Origin of the sequence: Reyranella soli (assembly GCF_007992495.1) — a bacterium.
Classification (GTDB): domain Bacteria; phylum Pseudomonadota; class Alphaproteobacteria; order Reyranellales; family Reyranellaceae; genus Reyranella; species Reyranella soli.
Genome location: NZ_BKAJ01000057.1, coordinates 42,855 through 64,941 on the forward strand (window position 1 = coordinate 42,855; position 22,087 = coordinate 64,941).

The 22,087-nt window shown below is 65.2% G+C and carries 18 protein-coding genes; 10 read left to right on the plus strand and 8 right to left on the minus strand.

The genetic code is table 11. From position 1 onward, the window contains the following. Positions 1 to 14: 14 nt before the first annotated feature. The 3 genes from tssC (RSO01_RS16795) to tssB form a co-directional block, all read right to left on the minus strand. Complete coding sequence (gene tssC / locus RSO01_RS16795) at positions 15 to 1,496, minus strand: type VI secretion system contractile sheath large subunit (RefSeq protein ID WP_218037361.1); 1,482 nt, start codon at positions 1,494 to 1,496, stop codon at positions 15 to 17. Positions 1,497 to 1,625: 129 nt separating this feature from the next. Further along, complete coding sequence (gene tssC / locus RSO01_RS16800) at positions 1,626 to 3,119, minus strand: type VI secretion system contractile sheath large subunit (protein ID WP_147150274.1); 1,494 nt, start codon at positions 3,117 to 3,119, stop codon at positions 1,626 to 1,628. A gap of 4 nt (positions 3,120 to 3,123) precedes the next feature. Continuing rightward, the gene (gene tssB / locus RSO01_RS16805; protein WP_147150275.1) at positions 3,124 to 3,633 is read right to left on the minus strand and encodes a type VI secretion system contractile sheath small subunit; all 510 of its coding nucleotides are present in this window, start codon (positions 3,631 to 3,633) and stop codon (positions 3,124 to 3,126) included. 179 nt (positions 3,634 to 3,812) lie between these two features. Here tssB and tssA point away from each other — a divergent pair, with 179 nt between their 5' ends. Further along, entirely contained in the window at positions 3,813 to 4,922 is a 1,110-nt protein-coding gene (tssA, locus tag RSO01_RS16810) for a type VI secretion system protein TssA (protein WP_147150276.1), read from the plus strand. Positions 4,923 to 5,006: 84 nt separating this feature from the next. On the opposite strand, the gene RSO01_RS16815 is transcribed toward tssA, so the two are convergent. Continuing rightward, positions 5,007 to 5,471, minus strand: coding sequence for an Hcp family type VI secretion system effector (locus RSO01_RS16815; RefSeq protein WP_246158495.1), 465 nt, complete (start codon positions 5,469 to 5,471; stop codon positions 5,007 to 5,009). Positions 5,472 to 5,533: 62 nt separating this feature from the next. Continuing rightward, the gene (gene tssH, locus RSO01_RS16820; RefSeq protein WP_147150278.1) at positions 5,534 to 8,203 is read right to left on the minus strand and encodes a type VI secretion system ATPase TssH; all 2,670 of its coding nucleotides are present in this window, start codon (positions 8,201 to 8,203) and stop codon (positions 5,534 to 5,536) included. A gap of 278 nt (positions 8,204 to 8,481) precedes the next feature. Between tssH and RSO01_RS47325 the strand changes: the two genes are divergently transcribed. Continuing rightward, positions 8,482 to 10,824, plus strand: a complete 2,343-nt coding sequence (locus RSO01_RS47325) for a serine/threonine-protein kinase (RefSeq protein ID WP_170303132.1) — start codon at positions 8,482 to 8,484, stop codon at positions 10,822 to 10,824. A 77-nt stretch (positions 10,825 to 10,901) separates the two neighbouring features. Beyond that, positions 10,902 to 11,474, plus strand: a complete 573-nt coding sequence (locus RSO01_RS16845; protein WP_147150279.1) for a hypothetical protein — start codon at positions 10,902 to 10,904, stop codon at positions 11,472 to 11,474. 35 nt (positions 11,475 to 11,509) lie between these two features. Here the strand turns inward: RSO01_RS16845 and RSO01_RS16850 are convergent, their stop codons facing one another. After that, a complete protein-coding gene (locus RSO01_RS16850; RefSeq protein ID WP_147150280.1) occupies positions 11,510 to 12,484 on the minus strand; it encodes an OmpA family protein in 975 nt (324 codons plus the stop codon). A gap of 363 nt (positions 12,485 to 12,847) precedes the next feature. Here RSO01_RS16850 and RSO01_RS16855 point away from each other — a divergent pair, with 363 nt between their 5' ends. After that, positions 12,848 to 14,113: a hypothetical protein gene (locus RSO01_RS16855; protein WP_147150281.1), complete on the plus strand. Its 1,266-nt coding sequence runs from the start codon at positions 12,848 to 12,850 to the stop codon at positions 14,111 to 14,113. Between the two features lie 14 nt (positions 14,114 to 14,127). Next, positions 14,128 to 15,003, plus strand: coding sequence for an HpcH/HpaI aldolase/citrate lyase family protein (locus RSO01_RS16860; RefSeq protein WP_147150282.1), 876 nt, complete (start codon positions 14,128 to 14,130; stop codon positions 15,001 to 15,003). Here RSO01_RS16860 and RSO01_RS16865 read toward each other — a convergent pair. Next, positions 14,954 to 15,640 carry a GntR family transcriptional regulator gene (locus RSO01_RS16865; protein ID WP_147150283.1) on the minus strand — a complete coding sequence of 229 codons (687 nt, stop codon included), beginning with the start codon at positions 15,638 to 15,640 and terminating at the stop codon, positions 14,954 to 14,956. The genes RSO01_RS16860 and RSO01_RS16865 overlap by 50 nt on opposite strands. A gap of 55 nt (positions 15,641 to 15,695) precedes the next feature. Here RSO01_RS16865 and RSO01_RS16870 point away from each other — a divergent pair, with 55 nt between their 5' ends. From RSO01_RS16870 to RSO01_RS16890, 5 genes are read left to right on the plus strand one after another with little or no spacing between them, the layout of a single operon-like run. Continuing rightward, positions 15,696 to 16,526: an alpha/beta fold hydrolase gene (locus RSO01_RS16870; protein ID WP_218037362.1), complete on the plus strand. Its 831-nt coding sequence runs from the start codon at positions 15,696 to 15,698 to the stop codon at positions 16,524 to 16,526. Then, positions 16,526 to 18,100, plus strand: a complete 1,575-nt coding sequence (locus RSO01_RS16875; RefSeq protein ID WP_246158492.1) for an ABC transporter substrate-binding protein — start codon at positions 16,526 to 16,528, stop codon at positions 18,098 to 18,100. The genes RSO01_RS16870 and RSO01_RS16875 overlap by 1 nt, the downstream gene beginning before the upstream one ends. Continuing rightward, entirely contained in the window at positions 18,097 to 19,095 is a 999-nt protein-coding gene (locus RSO01_RS16880; protein ID WP_147150285.1) for a TRM11 family methyltransferase, read from the plus strand. The genes RSO01_RS16875 and RSO01_RS16880 overlap by 4 nt, the downstream gene beginning before the upstream one ends. Positions 19,096 to 19,133: 38 nt before the next feature. Beyond that, a complete protein-coding gene (locus RSO01_RS16885; RefSeq protein ID WP_147150286.1) occupies positions 19,134 to 20,135 on the plus strand; it encodes an LLM class flavin-dependent oxidoreductase in 1,002 nt (333 codons plus the stop codon). A gap of 7 nt (positions 20,136 to 20,142) precedes the next feature. Beyond that, positions 20,143 to 21,045 carry a 2-hydroxyacid dehydrogenase gene (locus RSO01_RS16890; RefSeq protein ID WP_147150287.1) on the plus strand — a complete coding sequence of 301 codons (903 nt, stop codon included), beginning with the start codon at positions 20,143 to 20,145 and terminating at the stop codon, positions 21,043 to 21,045. Between the two features lie 20 nt (positions 21,046 to 21,065). Here the strand turns inward: RSO01_RS16890 and RSO01_RS16895 are convergent, their stop codons facing one another. Next, on the minus strand, positions 21,066 to 22,025 hold the full coding sequence (locus RSO01_RS16895; protein ID WP_170303133.1) for a Bug family tripartite tricarboxylate transporter substrate binding protein: 960 nt from the start codon (positions 22,023 to 22,025) through the stop codon (positions 21,066 to 21,068). Between the last annotated feature and the right edge of the window lie 62 nt (positions 22,026 to 22,087).

The window sequence follows — 22,087 nt, forward strand, 5'->3', positions numbered from 1 at the left end:
GACCGGCCGCGTCGTCAGACGCTGGGCGCTGCGAGTTCGGTGACGAGATGGAAGGCGGTAGCGATATCGTCGAGCTGGTAGTGCGGGCGCAGATGGATGGTGCAGCCGAACACTCCCGGCTTCTCGAGGCGTTCGCGCACCTGCACGTTGCCTTCGAGCAGGGGAAAGCGCGCCCGCGAATCGGCGGTGCTGTTGATGTTGGTGTTGACGTAGCCCTGGAGCCAGGCGTTGAGCTGGCGCTCGATCTCGTCGGCGGTGCGGAAAGCGCCCACCATGTCCCGCCCCATCACCTTGAGGAGATGGGCGAAGCGCGCGGCGCACAGCATCGAGTTGATCTGGGCAGACAGGCGGGCGTTGGCGTCCGCCACGACGGCGTTGGCGCCTGAATAGTTCGCCGGTGCCTGCATGCTGCGCGAGGCGCCGAACACCAGCTCGGGCCCGAACGGCAGGACGCCGACCGGCAACAGGCCGACCTCGACCAGGGCCTGCTCCTGCCGGAAGCTGAACTGGTACTCGATGGACTTGCGCGGCCAGGCATAGGGCGGACCGCTGACGAATGGCTCCGCGGTGAGATTGTCGACAAGCCCGCCGCCGACACGGTCGATCTCCACGCCGCGCACGTCGGCCGGCCAGTTGTTGTCCAGGAAGGCGCGCACCGCGCAGGCGGCGAAGGCGTACCCGGCGCTCATCCAGACCCGCGCGTCGGCTGTCGGTGCGTGCTCGCTGTAGCGGAAGCCGTCGAGACGACCAGGGTCGTCCGCCCATGGGCGGCGCGCCAGCAGGCGGGGCAGCGTCACCGCCACGAAGCGCATGTCGGCGCGTCCGGAAAGGCTTCGCCAGCGCAGGTGGTTGGGCCCGCGCAGCGGCGCGGTGATGTCGCGCACGCCTTCGAGGTCGGAGAAGGTGTCGACTTCCAGCACCGTCGGATCGAGCGAAAGCACGGTCGGCATGAAGGCGGCCGCGGCGACGGCGGAAAGCTGCGCCAGGCCGCCCACGTCGTCGGTCGTGGCCCCGGCGGCGACGCGATGGCGGACGGCGTGATCGATCACCATCAGGCCGTACGGCTCGCCGCCGGGCATGCCGAACTCTTCCTCGTAGATGCGGCGGAAGGTGATGCTCTGGTCGAATTCCAATGCCCGTTCGAGGTCGCGGCAGAGCTCGCCCCATCGGACGGGCAGCAGTCGCACCTTGACCCGCCGGCCCGGTTCGATGCCGGAGATCAGCCAGGCGAGGCCGCGCCAGCGCCCTTCCAGCGCCCGGAAGCGCGAGTGATGCAGCACGGCGTCGAGCTGATCGCCGATCGCGGCATCGATGTCGGCGATGTCGCGGTCGAGCGCTGCGCGCAGCCGGTCGCCGCCGGCGGCCAGAAGGCCGCTCAGGGCCTCGCCGAACCACATCTCGAGCGCCTCACTGCAACTCAGCCTGCCGTGAAGGAAGGCGGCAAGCTCGCCACCCTCCTCGCGGTGCTGTTCGCCGAAGAAGCGACCCGCCAGCACCGACTCGCGCAGAGGCGGTCGCTGTCGAGACGCCTCCTCCGCGGGGGCTGCAATTGTTGCTTCCTCGCCCATGGTGTGCCGGTCCCGCCCATCATGGCGGCGGGTGCCAGGTCAAAAGGGTTCGGGCGGTCAGGCCTTCTGGGGAATGCTCGCGACCATGCGCAAGCTCGTGGTCAATTCCTCCATCTGCAGCCAGGGCCGCAGATAGGCGATAGCATTGTACGAACCCGGCTTGCCCGGAATCTCCTTCACCTCGACCCGCGCCTCGCGCAACGGGAAGCGGGCCTTCATGTCCTGGCCGGCGTCGACGTTGGAGTTGACGTAGTTTTGGATCCAGCGATTGAGCCAGGTCTCGACGTTGCTCGCTTCCATGAAGCTGCCGATCTTGTCGCGTCCCATGACCTTGAGGTAATGGGCAAACCGGCTGGTCGCCATGATATAGGGCAGCCGGGCCGAAATAGCGGCATTGGCGGTCGCTTCGGGCCGATCGTACTTCTTCGGCTTCTGCGTCGTCTGGCCACCGAAGAACACCGCGTAGTCCGTGTTCTTGTAATGACAGAGCGGCAGGAAGCCCTGGTTGGACAGTTCGAACTCGCGCCGGTCGGTGATGCCGATTTCTGTCGGGCACTTGGCGTCGAGGTCACCGTCGTCCGACGTAAAGACATGGGTCGGCAGGTTTTCCACCTTGCCGCCACCCTCGGCGCCGCGGATGGCGGTGCAGAAGCCGGTCTTGGCAAAGGCATCGGTGAGGCGCGCGCCCATGATGTAGGCGGCGTTGGACCAGCAATAGGATTCGTGATCCATCGCTTGCGCCTTGCCGCGGGCATCGATCGGCGCTTCCTCGTAGTCGAACTCGTCGAGCGGCTTGGTGTTCTTGCCGTAGGGCATGCGGGCGATCACGCGCGGCATGACGAGGTTCACGAACCGCGAATCCTCGCTGTCGCGGAACGCCCGCCATTTCGCGAACTCGACCGTATCGAAGATCTTGGCGAGATCGCGCGGCTTGGACAGCTCGGTCCACGATTCGAAGCCGAACATGCCGGCACCGGCCGCGGAGATGAACGGCGCGAACGCGCCGGCCGCGATGTTGGATACCAGCCGCAGAGTCTCGATGTCGTCGGGATGGTTCGTCCACTCATAGTCGCCGATCAACGCGCCATAGGGCTCGCCACCCGGCGTGCCGAACTCGTTCTCGTAGATCTTCTTGAACAGCTGGCTCTGGTCGAACTCGATCGCCCGGCTGAGGTCGCGGTTCAGCTCGCGCTTGGGCAGGTTGAGCACGCGCAGCTTGAGTGCGGTGCCGGTCTCGGAGTTCTGCACCAGGTAGTGCAATCCCCGCCAGCTGCCCTCGAGCTTGAGGAACTTCGGATCATGCATGATCGCGTTGAGCTGCTCCGACATCTTGGCATCGATCGCCTTGACGGCCTTGTCGAACGTCCGCGTGAGATTGCGATCGAAGGTGACAGTGCCGGCCAGCGCCTGCTCGACGAGCGTCTTGACGAGCTCCTGAGCGCGATCGGGTTCGGTCTGCTTGGTGTTGGTGATGATCTGGTCAAGCAAGCCGGGCGCCGCCTCGGTCGTTGTGGCGGCGGCGGATTGGGGCGCGCTCTTTGCGTCGGCCATTTGCCTATTCCTCCGACTTCTTGATGCCGAGTTCGCCCGACAGCGACTTGAGCTCTTCCTCGGAGCGCAAGACCTGCTCGAGCAGGTTCTCGAGTTCCTGCGACCGGTCGGCCTTGCTCATGAGATCGCGAAGCTTCTCGCGGGTCTCGAGCAGCGCCGCGAGGGCGGGGACCTGCTTGACGACCTGCACAGGATCGAAGTCGTCCATCGAGTTGAACTTGAGGTCGACAGCCATCTGCGTGCCGTCGTCGGCCAGCTTGTTGTCGACCTTGAGCTTGAGGCCAGGCGCCATGCTGGCCATCACGTCGTTGAAGTTGTCGCGGTCGATTTGCGTGAACTTGCGGTCGGCCAGAGGCTTCAGCGGCGTCGTCGGATCTCCCGAGAAATCGCCCATGATGCCGACGACGAAGGGCAGCTCGCGCTGGATCTGCGCGCCTTCGGTCTCGACATCGTAGGTGATGTGCACTCGGGGTTTGCGCACACGATTCAGCTTGTCGTGTATACTTGAGCTCATCGCAGAAACCCTCCTGCTTATCGACTAGACTACTCCGGACAGCTTAGGCAGTCCATGCCAGCATAGGCCGTCCCGGGTGTCGTCGAAGGTGATGAAAAGCACGTTCCCTAAACGTTTGGTTCTTCAACATGGCGGTCCGGCTTGTATCATAGCAGACCAGTCCCGCGGGTGACTTCACCATGATTCCGGAACTTGAGACAGCTGACTTTGAGGCGATCCTGGCGCCCCTGGAGGGTGACCAGCCGACCGGCGTCGACCTTCGACAGGACTTCGCGCCGACCTCCATCTACTTCCGCCTTCGCGACGCCCGGGCCCAGGCGCGCGATGCCGAGCGGCAGGCCGATACCGAGGGCGGCGAAGAAGGCCTGCCGGTGCTCTGGCGCCCGGTCGCGACGATGGCGATCGGGGCGTTGAAGGCGAACTCCAAGGATCTGGAAGTTGCGACCTGGCTGACAGAAGCCTTGGTGCGCATGGCCGGCCTCCGGGGACTGATGGCGGGCGCCGCGGTGATCGGCGGGCTGGTCGAGCGGCATTGGGACGGCCTGTTTCCGGTGCCTGAGGAAGGCGACATGGAGGCCCGTGTGGCCGCCGTAGCGGGACTTTCCGGCCAGGGCGCTGATGGAACACTGATGCAGCCGCTGCGTAAAGTGGCGCTGTTTCGCCGGCCTGACGGCTCGCCCTTCAGCATCTGGCAGTACCAGGCAGCGGTCGAGCTCTCCGGCATCACCGATCCGGCGCGGCGCGCCCAGCGCATCGACTCCGGCGTCCTGCCGTTCGAAGAGGTCGAAAAGGAAGCGCGGGCGGCCGGCGGCGCGTATTGGTCGGCGCAACGCGAGCTGATCACCAAGACTCTCGCATCGTGGAAGGAGATGGAGCGCGCGTTCGACGAAAAGGCCGGCGACGCGAGCCCGGCCGCCAACCGTGTGCGCGAGTTGCTGGAGTTCGTATCGGAAACGTGCGGGCGATTTGCACCGCCCGACGCGGCAGATGGAGCAGCCGAGATGACAAGCGCGACTGCAGGCGCAGGCGATGGCGCCGCTGCTGTTGTGGCGACGCCGGGAAGCATCACGGGGCGCGAACAGGCGCTGCGTCAGCTCACGGAGATTGCCGCCTGGTTCAAGCGCAACGAGCCGAGCTCGCCGATCGGGTTTACATTGGATGAAGCTGTGCGACGTGCCCGCCTTGGCTGGCCGGACCTCGTCGCCGAACTGGTTGCCGACGAGACAGCGCGTCATTCGCTGTTGACGAGCGTCGGTATCAAGCCGCCTTCCACCGAACCTCAGCAGTAAAGCAGTAGGGGTACCGGAGCCCGATCGCCGGTGCCGCAAAGGCACCGGCTTGTCTTGGTTTTGCAGACGTGACTGGTTGGAGCCTCAGCTCGCCTTCATTGCCAGCAGATCGTAGGAGACCACGTCGCCCTTCTTGATCTGGCCGGACTTGTCGAGCGGCGTAGGTGTGACCATGACCTTGAGGAAGTTGAGCGACAGACTCTCCATAGGATTGTCGCCGCCTGAGCTGAGCGAATAGCTGCTGACGCCGCAATCCGACAGTTCGAAGGAAAGAAACGTTTCGGTCTTGTTCTTGGTGGTCGTGTTCATCTTGATCTCGACCTTGGTGTCGAACGTCCCGGCCACCGAGTCCTGGTAGAGCTTGGCGGACGCCTTGTCGAAATGCTTGGTGACAACGATCTCGCTGACGTTGGGCGCCGAGCTCTCGCGCGAGTTGCCGCCGGCGCCGCTGCTCACGGCTCGACCAACTCCATACTGGAATGAGTTCAACTCGATCCAGTTTTTATACCCATCGGTGGTAACGTCACCATCGATGCCGCCGAACTTCATATAGATTGGCACTGTCGACCTCCGTTGGAGAAAGCCATTGGGGATTATCAACACCTTTACGGTTAGTTGATGGCAAAGAAAAATAACCCGTCTGCGTTGAGGCTGGCTTTGACGTTTTGGATCGACTGGCCGTCGGCCAGTCGAGCGAGCACCTCTGCGGACAACTCGGGAAGAAGCGTACGCGTCAGGATGTTCTCGACGTTGCGCGCGCCTGAACTGCTTTCCGTACAGCGCGCCGCGATCGTGTCGACCAATTCCGGCGTCCAATCGAACGTCGCGCGATAGCTGTCGCGCACACGATTGCGGATACGTTCGAGTTGCATCGTCACGATCTGGCGGATAATCGCAGTGGGAAGGGGGAAATACGGCACCAGGGTCACGCGCCCGAGGAAGGCCGGCTTGAAGAACTTCGCCAGTTCCGGCCGCAGCGCGTCGGCAAGTCCGGCGGCGTCCGGCGCGGTTTCAGGATCGGCGAACAGCTTGTTGATCAGATCCGTACCAGCGTTGCTGGTCATGATGATGACAGTGTTCTTGAAATCGATGTCGCGCCCTTCGCCGTCCTTCATGTTGCCTTTGTCGAAGACGGAGTAGAACACGTCCTGAACGCCCGAGTGGGCCTTCTCCATCTCATCGAGAAGCACGACGCTGTAGGGCCGTCGCCGGACCGCTTCGGTCAGCACGCCGCCTTCGCCATAGCCGACATAGCCCGGTGGGCTGCCCATCAGCAGACTGACTTTGTGCTCCTCCTTGAACTCCGCCATGTTGATGGTGGTGGCGTTTTGTTCGCCGCCGTAGAGGAGCTGGGCAAGGGTAAGGGCGGTCTCCGTTTTGCCGACACCCGACGTGCCGACGAACAGGAAGACGCCGACCGGCCGGCGCGGATCGGTCAATCCGGCCCGGCTGGTGCGAATGGCTTGCGCGACAGCTTCCAGCGCATGGTTTTGCCCGACGACGCGCCGTTCCATCGCTTCGCGCAGATTGAGCACGGTGCGGATCTCGTCGGTCTGCATGCGGCGGGCCGGGATACCGGTCCACGCCTCGACGATGGCGGCGATCGCCTGGCCGTCGACCACGGGAAAAATCAATGGCTGTTCGCCTTGCAGCGTGCGCAGGCGTGCCGACAGGTCGGTCAGCTCGGCACGCTCCGCCTGGCCATCGCTCTTGGCGGCGCCGTCGCCGGCATTGCTCGTACTCGCCGTCGCGGCATCGATTTTGGCGCGTACAGCGTCGATCTTGGTCACGAGATCGCGTTCGGCCTCCCAGCGCTCGTTCAGCTTGGCCAGCTCGTCGGTGATGCGCTGCCGTTCGGCCGTCAGCTCTTCGTGCCGGGCCGCATGATCGGCGCCCGCCGCCGTCTCGCGCTCGATAATCTTGAGCTCGGTGTCGATCAGGCCGAGGCGGCGCTGGCAGTCGTCGATCGGCGCCGGTATGGCGTTCTGGCTCATCGCCACGCGCGCGCAGGCCGTGTCGATCAGGCTGACCGCCTTGTCCGGCAACTGCCGCGCCGGGATGTAGCGCGCCGACAGGCGCACGGCGTCGCTCACCGCCTCGTCCAGGATGCGAACCTTGTGATGCAGCTCGAGCGTCGATACCAGGCCGCGAATCATGGCGACGGCTATCTTCTCGCTGGGCTCCTCGACCTTCACGGGCTGGAAGCGGCGGGTGAGGGCGGCGTCCTTCTCGAAGTACTTCTTGTATTCGGCCCAGGTGGTCGCCGCGATCGTGCGCAGCTCGCCGCGCGCCAGCGCGGGCTTCAGGAGATTGGCCGCATCGTTCTGGCCGGCTTGGCCGCCGGCGCCGATCAGCGTATGCGCCTCGTCTATGAAAAGGATGATGGGTTTGGGGCTCGACTTGGTCTCCTCGATCACCGACTTCAGGCGGTTCTCGAATTCACCCTTCACGCCCGCACCGGCTTGAAGCAGGCCAAGATCGAGCGTGCGCAATGTGACGCTGCGCAGCGCCGGCGGGACGTCGCCCGACGCTATGCGGAGCGCCAGGCCCTCGACGACGGCGGTCTTGCCGACGCCCGCTTCGCCCGTAAGGATCGGATTGTTCTGACGACGGCGCGTCAGGATGTCGACCATCTGACGGATCTCGAAGTCACGGCCGAGGATCGGATCGATCTTGCCGGCCTTGGCCTGGGCCGTGAGGTCGATCGTGAATTGATCGAGAGCCCCCGAGCCGCCCGGTCGGGCTTCGCCCGAGCCGGTGCCTGCCGCCTCCGAGCCAGCCGCCTGCGTCGTGGCCTGTGCCGTCTCGGCCGTGTTGGCGCAGATCGTGAGATAGTCGGCCTTGAGCGTATCGGGCGCGATGGCGGCCAGAAGGCCCGACGATGCGATCGCGCGGCGCGCCAGCATGTCGTCGGCCAGCAGCGCCCAGATCAGATGGCCCGAGTGCACGCGGCTGGCACCTTGCTCGACCGAGGCCAGCAGCCAGCCCTGCTTTACCATCTCGACGATGTCGGGTGAAAGCGCCGGCGCCCGCGCGTTGCCGGTCTTCATACGGTCGAGCGACCTCGTGAGGTCGGCCAGCAGACGGGCGGGATCGATCTCCCAGCGCCGCAGGATGGCGGCAAGATCGGTATCGGTCTTATCGAGCAGTCCGACCAGAAAATGCTCGATTTCGACGTTGTAGTGGGTTCTGAGCGCCGTCGCGCCAGCCGCGGCCTCAAGGGCGCGACGGCAGACGTCGTTCAGGCGTCCGATCAGTGGCTTCAGCTCTATTGGACGCACTTGTATTCATCCCCCCGGGACGTCATCCGTTGAACGGCGGCGCACTGAACTCTCGCAACTATCATGCAACATCCGCCCGTTCGACAAGAGGATTCAGGGCTTTTGAGAGCGCCGGCAGGATTGACGTAGCGGCGCTGTCATAACCGAGAGTTGGCGGCGTGTACGTGAGATTCGCCACACGCGAGTGCGATCGCCACCTCTATCTTGGCGCTTTGCGAAACCGCGACATGCGCTAGAATTGCTTTTTGCAAACCTCGATGCTCGAGGGCAGACAAGTTATGGCGGCCGAGACCAAGGCAGACGCCAAGCCGAACGAAATGCGAGGCACGTTACCAGCCGGGACGCGGCTGCGTAACTATGAGCTGCTTTCAGTCCTGGGCCACGGCGGCTTCGGCATCACCTACTACGCCAAGGATACGACGCTCGGCCGCGAAGTCGCAGTGAAGGAGTATCTGCCGACGACGCTGGCGCTGCGCGAGAACGGCTCGACGGTCGTGCCGCGATCGACTCAGCTTGCCGAAGACTTCATCTGGGGGCGCGAACGTTTCCTTGAAGAGGCCCGCATCCTCGCCACGCTCGAGGGCGCGCCCGCAGTCGTCCGCGTGTACGACTTCCTCGAAGCCAACGGCACGGCCTACATGATCATGGGCCTGGCGCGCGGAGACACTCTCGAGCAACGCCTGAAGCGCGATGGCAAGCTGCCGCCGGCGATCACCCAGCGCATGCTCGACCGACTGCTCGATGGACTCGAGGCCGTCCACAAGACCGGCTTCCTGCATCGCGACGTCAAGCCGGCCAACGTCATCCTCGATGCCAACAACAATCCGACGCTGATCGATTTCGGCGCGTCGCGGTCATCGATGGCCGATCGCACGGCGGCGATGACGGCGATCTTCACGCCGCGCTATGCCGCGGCCGAGCAGCTGACGTCGGACAAGCAAGGGCCGTGGACCGATATCTACAGCCTGTCGGCAACGCTCTATCATGCGATCACGGGCAAGGCGCCGCCGAGCTCCCTGGAGCGCGCGCTCAACGATGCCTACCAGCCGCTGGCCAAGCTTTCTCTCGAAGGCTACCCGCCTGCCGTTCTCAAGGGGATCGATATTGGCCTCACGGTGCGGGCCAAGGATCGCCCGCAGTCGATCGCCGAATGGCGCGACATTCTTTCGGGGACAGTGGTCGAGCAGGCAAGTGACGAGACCGTATTCGAGCGGCCGAAGCCTCGTCCGAAGCCCAAACCCGTGCCTGCCCCTGCGCCCGCACCTGCCCCTGCGCCCGCTCCTGCACCCGTCTTGCCGCCGACGAACAGGCAGCGGCCGGCGGTGACGGGCGCTGCCGCTTCTGCGGCGGCGTCCACGGCGGCTAGGCTCAAGTCGGCATCCGCTCGGTCGTTCGCGTCGGCCAGTGCGGCGTTCGCCGGAATGAATCGCATCGCGCTCTATGGCGGGGCGGTGGCGGCGATCCTGGTCGGTGTGGCTGGCGGATACGTGATCTTCCCACCGAGGCCGGCGCCTCCAGTGTCTGCGGAGGAGCAGAAGGCTGCCGAGGTGGCCGCCAGGCAGAAGGCCGAGGAGGAAGCCAGGCTCCAGGCCGAAGCCGCAGCCAAGCAACAGGCAGAGGCCGAAGCGAGGCAGAAGGCTGAAGCCGAGGCCGCAGCCAGGCAAAAGGCGGAAGCCGAGGCGGCACGGCAGCGGGCGGAGGCCGAGGCAAGGCAGAAAGCGGCGGACGCTGAGGCGGCCAGGCAGCAGGCGGAAGCGGAAGCCAGGCAGAAGGCGGATGCGGACGCCAGGGCGAAGGCGGACGCCGAGGCCAAGCAGCGAGCGGAGGCCGAGGCAAAAGCGAAGGCGGATGCCGAAGCCAGGCAAAGAGCCGAGGCTGACGCCAGGCGACGAGCCGATGCCGACGCCAAAGCGAAGGCGGAGGCCGAAGCCAAGACCAAGGCAGAGGCAGAGGCCCAGGCAAAGGCGGACGCCGAGACCAGGCGAAAGGCCGAAGCCGAAGCCAAGGCGAAAGCCGACGCAGAAGCCAAGGCAAAGGCTGACGCGGAGGCCAAGGCAAAGGCGGAATCGGACGCCAAGGCCAGGGCGGAAGCCGAGGCCAAGCGAAAGGCCGATGCAGACGCCAAGGCGAAGGCCGACGCTGAGGCCAAGCAGAAGGCCGACGCCGAAGCGGCGGCCCAGAAGGCTGCAGAGGCTGCCGAGATTGCGCTCAAGCTCTCGCAGCTCGATCGCCAGCGGATCCAGGTTGCGTTGACGTCTCTAGGCTTCGACACGAACGGCTTCGATGGTGTCTTTGGGCCGCGCTCTCGCGAAATGATCTCGGGGTGGCAGAAAGCCCGCAATCAGCCGACGACCGGCTTCCTGACCGCCGCTCAGCAACAGGCGCTGTTCAGCGAGGCGGCGCCGGCGCTCGCAAAATACGATGACGATCTCAAGAAGGCCGAGGCGGCCGCGAAGGCTCGCGCTGCAACGATGCCGTCACCGTCACCCTCACCGTATCCTGCGCCGCCGCAGCCGCGCGCCAGCAGCTCCGGCGGTATCTCGTGCCAGGACTCGTCCGGCCGACGCATGGACTTTCCCGGCGCCGTCTCTTGCCCCTGGGGGCTGACGCCCACGCGCTGATCTCCGTCGAGATTGCTGCAGTCCAGAATCTATGTGATTGTTTTTGCCGCTGCTGGCGCGGATGGGGAGCTTCTCACTTGAGGCGGAATCAATTCAAGGCGCTGGTGGCCTTGCTTGCGGCCCTGGTCGTTTTCGGCAGGGTCGGGATGGCCGACGCCCAGGACTCCTGGAACTTCACCAATGAGATCAACTGCGCCACCGCGCCGGTCTACGGCGTACCGTTCAACCGGTGCTGGACGTCGAACGTGCGCACGTTTCGCATTGGCAACGTGCAGAGCTGGCGCCTCACCTACACCGATTCGAAAAGCGAGTTCGCGATCGGCCTGTACCGCTTGGTCCAGGCGCATGGTGTCGGAGGGCTGAGCCCCGTCTCGAGTTCCAGCGCGGTGGACTGGCTGCGGACAGCGGATGCGCTGAAGAACGTCACCGGAGGAGCCGGCGGCTGGGCCTATGCCGCCAGCAGAGCCGGCGACCACTATGTGACGTTCCAGAAGGCCCAGCGCCAATGTATCGGCTTCGTGCGCAACGGCTCAGGCACACCGGGCCAGCTGAACTGGATCCTGGGCGCCGCCTTCTGTCGCGAGACGTCCACGCCCATCCCGACGGCCGAGGCCGAGTTCGTCGCCGACGCCGTCAAGGTCAGGGACTGAGCGACCGACGGTCGCCCAGCCCCCGAAACCCCCGTTTATTCGACCACGATCTCGACGCGACGATTCTGCGGCTCGCGCACGCCGTCGCCGGTCTGCACAAGCAGGCCCTGCTCGCCACGCCCGATCACGGTGATCGCCGCGGCCGGCACGCCTTCGCGCACCAATGCGTTCTTGACCGCATTCGCGCGCCGCAGCGACAGCGCCATGTTGTATGCCTCAGGCCCCGACGTATCGGTGTGCCCGGTCGCGCGGATGCGAGCGCTGCCCTTGCTCTTGAAGGCGGCGGCGGCCTGGTTGACGACGTTCAGGGAGGCCTGCGACAGGACTGAGCTGTCCCAGTCGAAGAACACCATGAAGGAGGGCGGCGCAGCGGGGGCCGGCGCAGGCGGTGGCGCTGTCGCCGTGGGCGGCGCGAACTTGTACTGGCCGTAGACCATGGCCACGATGTTGGAGTTGTTCACCCCGACATTGACGCCGTTAATGACCACGTTGGCGTTCGTCGTGCCGACGTAGCGGCCTTCGAGGGCGACGCGCCACTGGCTGTCGATGTTGTAGCCCACGCCGAGGATGCCTTCGTAGGCGAACACCGTGTTCTGCAGGAAGGAGTTTCCGTCGACGAACGCGATGCCCGCGCCGGCGCCGATATAGGGCGTGATGGTCGACGCTGGAATGAAATCGTAGAGGACCTTGCCCATCACGTGCAGCTGATGGGCTTCACCGCTGAAATTCGACCGCGCAGCGGTGCCGGCAAGGTTGGCAGTGAAGGGGATGAAGCCGAAGCCAACTTCGAGCTCGACGCGCGGACCGACGAAGTCGTAGCCGGCGACGACATCTGCCAGGAAACCGGTCGTGCTGCTGAACGACCCGCCGACCGACGTCGTGCTACTCAGGTACCACACGGCGCCGGCGCCGGCGCCGATGTAGAAACCAGGTAACGGCGCGAATTCCTGTGCATGACCCATCGAGGGTAGGGCAACCAAGGCGCCTGCAACGAACAAAGCCTTCCTCATCCGTATCTCCTCGTTATGTGTTTCCCAGTTATTTTACACGGTGCGAGAGGATTTGGCTCCAGCTTTGCCGCAGACCGGCCGTGACTTCGACGAACTGTGGCCATAAAGCAACAGGACGGCGCAATTTTCCCTGGCGACGATGGGTTTTGATGGCCGTAGGGCACGGCTTCGATCTTGGCTAGCTTTGCCGAGCCAGCATTGAGCAGACGCTCTTCTGTGTGATCTCTTCAACGGGAGGTTGTCCGACGCCTTCGCTGCTAGAGCCGTGCAAGTGGTTCCATCTAATCGGGAATCGCTCTAGAAATTGCTCGAGTTCGACCAGGCAAGCTGGCGTGTGTGGTAGGCAGTCCGAGACGCGCGCAGATGAAGGACAAGACCAAACGCCGCCTCTTCGGCGTGATTTCCACTGCTATCGGCATTGCCCTTTCGGTGGCGGCCATCGAGGGCATGGCGGTCCTTTGGACGATGGTCGAAGACGGCCGCTATACGCCGGCCGCCGATCTGTTCGAGCGTACCCAGAACACCTATGTGCGTGACCTGACGCGCGGCACGGCCTGCCGCTATGTCGATACGCTCTATCCGCATCCCTATGTCGGCTTCGTCCATCATGCCAACCGGCCGTGTGGGCTGAAGAACGTTAATAATGTCGGCCTGTTCAACGACGACTACCCGCTGCTGAAGCGGCCCGACCGCTACACCATCCTGCTCACCGGCGGCTCGGTCGCGGGCCAGCTCGCCCAGATCGACCCATGGCCCGCGCCGCGCTACCTCGAAGAGGAGCTGAACAGCGAATACGAGAGCCCGAACGGCCAGCCGTTCTGGGTGCTGAACGGCGGCGACGGCGCGTGGAAGCAGCCGCAGCCCTTCATCCTGTTCGCGCTCAACGCCCAGGCACTCGACGCCGTGATCACGCTGGGCGGGATGAACGACTACTACCTGTTCCGGCCCTGGGAGCGCGAGCGCCTGGAGTATCCGGTCAACAATTTCCTCGCGGTCAATCCGCTGGTGGCCGACGACAATTTCGGCGATGCCGCCATCGGCTGGGTGCTCGGCCGCCTCGCGGGCGGTGTGGCGAGGGATGCGATACTCGGGCAGTCGCACGCCGCCTATCTGCTGTTCCGCAGCCTGGAAGCGCTGGCCAAGGGCCGGGACGCGCTGCCGTCGAGCAAGCATACGACGCTCGAAAGCCTGTTCGCCCTGCCGGCCGACATCGCGGGCGACGGCGAGCGCGTCTTCGCCACCCAGCTCGAGCTGCTGCGGAAGTACAACCGCGCCATGGACGCCGTGGCGCGCGATTACGACATCAAGACCGCTTACTTCTTCCAGCCGGTACCTGCCTACGGCAAGACGCTGACGGCCGCGGAGCAGGCCGTCGTCGGCGATTTGTCCTACATCGGGCTCTATCGCCGGATGGTCGACGGGGTAATGAGCCAGCGCGACCTTGGCCTGCCGGTGTTCGACCTGGGCGACCTGTTCGTCGACGTCAAGGAAACCGTCTATGCCGACGGGTCGCATCTTATCCGCTCGCCATTCGGTGAAAGCCTGGGTTATCGATTGATGGCCAGGCGCGTCGCGGCCGATGTGGCGGCGGCGTGGGGCCTGAAACGCAAGCGCGACGCCACGCGCTGATAGGAGAACATCGAATGAACCGGCCTCAACCGTCCTGGCGATCGCTGCTGTTCGTGCCGGTGCTCTCGGAGCGATTCCTGGCGAAGGCGCACGAGCGCGGCGCCGATGCCATCATCCTCGATCTCGAGGATTCGATCCTGCCGACGCGCAAGGCGGATGCCCGCGCCGCGCTGCCTGCCGCCGTGCCACGGGTCGCCCAGAAAGGCGCCGACGTCGTGGTGCGCATCAACCGGCCGCTCGACCTCGCCGTCGCCGATATCGCGGCGTCGGTGATGCCCGGTGTCGCGGCCCTGATGCTGCCCAAGGTCATGGGGCCAGAGCATGTCCGGCTGCTCGCCGAGCTGGTGACCGACCGCGAGGCGGCCCTCGGCATGACGATCGGCCATACGCGCTTCCTCGTATTGATCGAGTCACCGGCGGCACTGCCGCACCTCTATGCCATCGCTGCCGAGCCGCGCATGGCCGGCATGTCGGTGGGCGGCGAGGACATGGCGACCGAGCTCGGCGCCATTCCCTCGGCCGACAGCATGTACGTCTTCGCCATGCACGGCCTGGCGGCCTGCCGCACAGCCGGCATCCTGCCCATGGGCTCGATGGGTCAGCTCGCCAATATCAACGACCTCGATTCGTATCGGGCCGGCCTCAGGCGCGGGAAGGCATTGGGCTTCACCACGGCCTCCTGCATCCATCCGGCGCACGTTCCGATCATCAACGAGGAGTATGGCGCCTCGGATGTCGAGCTCGATCGCGCCCGTCGGCTGATCGCGGCCTTCGATGCTGCCGCAGCCGAGGGGGCAGGGGCCGTGGCCTTCGAAGGCAGCATGATCGACCTGCCGATCGTCATCCGCGCGCGCCGGCTGCTCGAGCGCGCCGCCTCATGGGCTGGCTAGGCCGGGGCTCGCCAGGCTGGCGAATGTGAACGGCAATCAGGTCGGTCAGTTTCCTGACGTCGCGATCGGCAAGCGCCTCCACGATCAGGGAATGTTCCCTGGCTGATTGATCGATGCGTGCCTGGGAGTGCCACTGGGCGATCCGCGTGGTCGGCAGGTCGCCGCGCACGGCGAGGGCGAGCTTGGCGAGCTCGCGATTGGCGCAGAGCTCGCTCAGGTGGACATGGAAGGCGCGGTTGGTCATGTAGCGTTCCGTCACGTCGTCCTTGCGGGCGGCTGCGGCAAACGACGCCGCCAGCCGGCGCAGATCGGCGATGTCCTTTTTCGTCGCCCGCTCGACGATGCTGGGGATCATGGCCGTCTCGAGCAGCACGCGGACTTCGACGAGCTCGTGGCGCTGGCTCTCGTCGACGATCGAAACGAAGTAGCCGCGCTGTGGGATCCGTTGAATCCGCCCCTTGATCGCCAACGCCTCGAGCGCGCGCCGCGCATCGGCCCGTGTGCAGCGATAGCGGGTCTCGATATCGATCTGCTTCAACCAAGCGCCGTTGCCCAACTGGCCTGAGCCGATGTCGAGCGCAATGGCCGCGGCAATCGCCTCGGCGCCCTTGGCGGCTGTTTTCCCTGGCTTGGCCATCCTTGACCTTAAAATTGGATCACATTTTGGATCAAATATTGCTACGCTGGAAGCCGTGAAGCTTGGTCCCTACGACATCGGACGCACCGCGGTCTATGCCGTGCGCTGTGATCCCCGGTTCTCGTACTGCCTTTACGTGCCGTTCGGCTACCGGTCCGGCGACGTCCGGCCCGAGTTGCTGGTCGTCGTGCATGGCAGTCCGCGCACCTTCATGGAGTTCCGCGATCGTTTTCAGGACTTCGGTGAGGGCTGCAATACGCTGATCCTCTGTCCGCTGTTCCCGGTCGGGGTGAACGGCGACGGCAATGCCGACGGCTACAAGTATCTGAGCGAGCCCGGCATTCGCTACGACCAGGTCCTCGTCGACATGGTCGCCGAGGTCAAGGAGCGGTGGGCTCTCTCGTGCGACAGGTTCGGGCTGTTCGGCTTCTCCGGCGGCGCCCAGTTCGCCAACCGCTTTCTGCTGCTCAGGCCGCAATCGCTGTGGGCGGCTTCGCTCGGCGCACCGGGATCGGTGACTCTTGTGGACGATCGGCACGACTGGTGGGTCGGCGTGCGCGACCTACAGGGGCTCTTCGGCAACGCGCTCGACCTCGATGCCTTGAGGCGTGTCCCCGTCCAGACGCTGGTCGGGGCAGCCGACCTCGACAAGAACGAAATCACGCATCGCGAAGGCGGCCGGTATTTCATGGCCGGTGCCAATGAGGCCGGCGCCTCCCGGCCGCAACGCCTCGAGGCGCTCACGCGATCGCTGTGCCAGGCGGGCGTGAAGGTGACCCACGAGTCTCTTCCTGGCGTCGGTCACGATCCCTGGCCGATCATGGACCGTGCCAAGCCATTCCTTGCCGGCCAGCTCCGCCGCTGGCGGCAGACAGGAGGAAGATGATGCTCGATCTTCGGAAATCGGCCGCGCTCCTGGTGCTTTCGACGGGCCTGCTCGGCGCCGTGGCCGCGAATGCGCAGACCTTGAAGGTTGCCATGGGCTCCGACGTGAAGATCGTCGATCCGATCTGGAGCAGCGCCTATATCCAGCGCGACTTCGGCTACATGGTGTGGGACGTGTTGTTCGCCCTCGACGACAAGTTCGACGTCAGGCCGCAGATGGTCGAGACCTGGGACATCTCGCCCGACAAGCTCACCTGGACCTTCACCTTGCGCGACAACAAGTGGAGCAACGGCCAGCCGGTCACCGCCGAGGATTGCATCGCCTCGCTCAAGCGCTGGGGTGCGCGGGATTCCATGGGCCAGAGGATGCTGGCCCTGGTCGACGGCTTCGAGGCGGTCGATGCGCGGACCTTGCGGATGAAGCTCACGGAGCCTTACGGCCTGGTGCTGGAATCGCTCGCCAAGGTCTCGTCGAATGCCCCCTTTATGATGCCCAGGAAGACGGCCGAGACGCCGCCCACGGTGCAGATCAAGGTCGAGGACGTGATCGGTTCGGGCCCCTTCGTCTTCAAGGCCGACGAGTGGAAGCCGGGCGAGAAGGTGGTCTTCACCAAAAACACCGTCAGCAAGCCACGCGCCGAGCCGCCGTCGGGCCTGGCCGGCGGTAAGGTCGCCAAGGTCGATCGCGTCGAATGGATATGGATCCCCGATGCCCAGACCCAGGTGAACGCGTTGATGGCGGACGAGATCGACCTCGTGCAGGCGCCGCCGCACGATCTCCTCCCCATCCTCGCCCGCGACAAGAACATAAAGCTGTTCGACAGCAATCCCGTCGGCAGCCAGTACCAGTTCCGCTTCAATACCGTGATCAAGCCGTTCGACGATCCGCGGATCCGACATGCCGCGATGGTGGCGTTCGGCCAGGAGGATTTCCTCAAGGCAGCGATCGGCGATCCGAAATACTACAAGGTCTGCAAGGCGCCGTTCGTGTGCGGCACGCCGCTCGGCTCGGACGAGGGCATGAAGGACGTGCTGAACCAGGATGCCGGCAAGGCCCGGCAACTTCTCAAGGAAGCGGGCTACGACGGCATGCCGATTGTGCTCCTGCAGGCAACCGACATCGCCGCCATGACCAACCTCGGCACGGTCGCAAAGGCGCAACTCGAAGCGGCCGGCTTCAAGGTCGACCTGCAGCTCATGGACTGGCAGACCCTGGTGGCGCGCCGCGCCAAGAAGGATCCGGCGGACAAGGGCGGCTGGAACGCGCTTTTCACCTTCTCGGGCGGCTCGGACATCACGAACCCGGTGATGGCCAACCTGTTCAACGCCTCCTGCGAGAAGGCGACCTACGGCTGGCCGTGCGATCCCTTGATCGAGAAACTGCGCGATCTCTTCGCCAAGGAGACCGATCCCGCCAAGCAAAAGCAGATCGCGGTGGACCTGCAGAAGCACTGGGCCCAGGCGCCGACCTTCGTCAATCTCGGCCAGCTCTATCAGCCGGTGGCCATGCGTACGACCATCGATGGCATGCTGGCTGCCCCGGCGACGGTTTTCTGGAATATAACCAAGAGGTGACACGGATAGCCGCCCAACTCGCGCCTCAGCGCAGCACCCAGTATTCGAACCTCGCGCGCGATCTCGCCGCGGCGGAAGTGCTGGCGTCGCCGCTGGGCCCCGGGTTGGAGGACGTGTCGCTGCACAACATCGCCGGCCAGGACTACCTGACATTCGGTCTGCCGGGACCGATCACCAACGAGTCGATCGGCCTGCTGGCCAGCATGGCGATGCTGGGCGGCATCTTCGAGTTATTTGATGCGATCGGCGCCGTTGCCGGTCCGTTGTTGCGTCCGGTCGAGGCGGTGCAGCCCGCCTTCATCCCTCCCGACATGGCGGCGACGCGGCGCTACAAGGGCAAGACCAACGAAGACTTCACGCGCTTCCTTTGCAACATGGCGAAGTATGCGTCGGACTTTCACAGCAGCGACTGGTCGGCGCTCGATGTCGTCGACCCGCTGTGCGGCGGCGGGACCACGTTGTTCACGGCGCTGTCGCTCGGCGCCGATGTTGCCGGTCTCGACCTCGACCGCACCGACATCGAGAGCACGGCGACCTTCATCACCCAGTATTGCCGCGAGAACCGCATTCCCCTCGCCACCAAGGAGGAGCGCCTGCGCAAGCTCGGCGCGCGGCGGTGGCTTTTCCAGATCGGCCGGGACGATCAGCGCCGCTGCATGCTGGCGCACGGCAATGCCGGACAGACAGGCGAGCTGCTCGCGGGCTTCGGGCGGGCGCACCTGATCGTCACCGATCTGCCCTATGGCATTCAGCACCGCGGTCCCCTGCACGGCCTGCTCGCCGACTGCCTTCCCGGCTGGACGGAGCTGCTGGTAGCCGGTGGCGCCATCGCCTTCTCGTGGGATTCGACCCGGCTCGATCGGGAGGAGATGATGGCGTTGGTCGGCAAGGTCGCCGACCTCGAGGTCGTCAATCGGCCGCCCTACGATCGTCTGGCGCATCGAGTCGATCGTGTCATCAAACGGCGGGATGTGCTGGTTGCGCGGCGACGCTAGAGTGCATGCCGGAGGAATGAAGCGGGAGGAAAGAGGCGATGAAGCTCGGTCTCTTCATGAACACCCAGTGGCGGCAGGGCGCCGATCTCGGTCCGGAACTTGAAAACCTGATCGAGCAGGTGCGTGTCGCCAAGGCGAGCGGGCTTGCCTCGGTGATGGTCGGCCAGCATTTCCTGTCGAGCCCGGTGCAGATGTTCCAGGCGATGCCGTTGCTGGCGCGCCTTGCCGCGGAGGCCCAGGGCATGCGGCTGGGGCCGGGCCTGCTGCTCCTGCCATTGCTCAATCCGGTGATCGTGGCGGAGGAGACGGCGACGCTCGACTGGCTGACCGACGGCAACGCCATCATCGGCCTCGGCCTGGGCTATCGCCCGGAGGAGTTCGATTCGATCGGCGTGCCCATGAAGGAGCGCGTGTCGCGCTTCGTCGAGGGCGTCGAGGTGATCCGCAAGCTGTGGCGCGACGACGTCGTGGAACACAAAGGTCGATACCATACGCTCAGCAAGGTGCAGGCGAGCCTGAAGCCCAAGCAACCTGGCGGCCCGCCGATCTGGATGGCGGGTGATTCGGAGGCGCCGGTTGCGCGCGCCGCCAAGCTCGCCGACGCCTGGATGCCGTCGCCGATGGTGAGCGAGGAGGGCGTGAAGAAGCTCGGTGCGCTGTTCCGTGAAACGCGCGCCGCGGCTGGCCTGGCGCCAGCCAAGGAGTTCCCGATCATCCGCGAGTGCCATGTCGGCAGCGGCACCGGCAAGGCACTCGATGAGGTGCGCGAGCCGCTGTCCTTCAAGTACGAGGCCTATGCCAGCTGGGGCAGCGCGTCGGGCTTCGTGCCCGGCGATCGCATCCGCGCCGACTTCGACAAGTTCGCGGCCAACCGCTTCATCATCGGCGCGCAGAACGAGGTGGTCGAGCAGATCGGCCACTATGGCGAACGCACCGGCACCGACCATATCCTGGTGCGCGTGCAATGGCCGGGGCTGGACCAGAAGGCCGCCGTGCGCACCCTGGAGCGGCTCGGCCGCGTCGTCGAACAACTACGTTGAGAGTGTGATGCCCAAGACTTTGTTCATCGATTCGACACCCGACATCGACAGCGTCTGGAAGAGGGTCCACGGACCGTCCGACATCCCGGTCACGGTCAACATGGGGCCGGTAACCGCCGATGCCATTCCCAAGCTGATCGAGGGCTACGACACCGTCATCAACGATGCGAGCTACTTCAACGAGGAGACGCTGAAGCGCTGCACCGGCCTGAAGCACATCGTGTTCCTGGGGACAGGGGCGGCGAGTTTCGTCGATCTCGCGGCGGCAGCGAAGCACGGCATCAAGGTCTCGACCATTTCGGGCTACGGCGACACGACGGTGGCCGAGCACGGCATGGGGTTGGTGTTCGCCGCCGCCCGCCATATCGGCACCATGCACGCTTTGGTCCGCAACGGCGGCTGGCGGCCGATGCAGGGCATGGAGCTGCGCGGCAAGACGATCGGCATCGTCGGCCTGGGCGGCATCGGGCGCGAGATGGCGCGCATGGCCTCGGGAATCGGCCTGAAGGTCGTGGCCTGGAACCGTTCGCCGCGTCCGGACGCCAAGGTACCGATGGTCGATATCGACGAGCTCTTGAAGCAGTCCGACATCATCAGCCTGCACCTTGGCCTCAACGACCAGACCCGGGGCTTCCTCGATCGGGCAAAGCTCCAGAAGGCGAAGAGGGGTGTCATCGTCGTCAACACGGCGCGCGCCGGCGTCGTCGACGAGCCGGCGCTGATCGACCTCCTGAAGGCCGGCCATGTCGGCCATTACGCGACCGACGTGTTCGCCAAGGAACCGGTCGATCCCAACGAGCCGCTGCTCAAGCTCGACAACGTCACGCTGACGGCGCACGCCGGCTACAACACGCCGGAAGCGGCGATGACCATGTACCGCCGCGCCATCGATCTGGCGAAGGCGGGGTGAGGCATTTCTTTGAAGCTGAGCTACTCCTTCAAATTCACCTTCTTGCCGACCTCGATCCACTGGCTGACCAGGGCATCGGTCTGCTTCTGGTGGTCCTCGGGCGTGCTGGCGATGGTCTGATAACCGCGTTCGGCGAGCTGCTTGGCGACTTCTGGATCGCGCATCACCTCGGCGACGGCGTCACGCACGGCGCGGCGGATCTCGATCGACGTGCCCGGCGGGGCATGCAGGCCCCAGACGCTCGAGACGTCGACGCCCTCCAGGCCGCTTTCCTTGAAGGTCGGCACGTCGGCCAGGGCGGGGTCGCGCTTGTCGCCGGTGATGGCGAGGGGCCGGACCTTGCCGTCCTTGATGTAGGGCGGCGCCGAGGCGAGCCCGCCATACTGCATGGAGACATGGGCGCCCAGCAGCGAGATCAGCGCCTGGCCCGACGACTTGAAGGGGACGTGGGTGATGTTGGTGCCGGCCTTGAGATTCACCATCACGCCCATGAGATGGGTCGACGAGCCGACGCCACCCGAGGCGAAGGTGAGGTTGGTCTTCTTCGCGAGTTCGATCAGTTCCGCCATGGTCTTGGCCGGCACGTCGGGATGGACGATCAGGATCACCGGCGCCTGCGCCAGCATGGTGATGGCGGTGAAGCCTTTCAGCGTGTCGTAGGGGAGCGAATCGAGGATCGCCGGGTTCTGGTAGAAGGAGTTGTCGGTCAGCAGCAGCATGTAGCCGTCGGGTTTCGCCTTGGTCACGATGGTGGCGCCCATCACGGCCGCAGCATCGGGCCGATTGTCGACGATGACGGGCACGCCGAGCTTCTTCTCCAGGGCGGGCTGCAGCAGCCGCGCCAGGATGTCCGATCCGCCGCCCGGCGCGCGCGGCACGACAAGCTTGACGGGTTCCGATGGGTATTTCGGCTGGGCGTTTGCACCGCCCGCTATCAGAAGCCCCGCCGTCGCGGCGAGAAGTGTTCGTCTGCCAATCATCCTTGCCCCCTCTTGTCTTGCCGGACCGCGGGCCTCCAGGCCCGCCTCATGATTCATGAGCG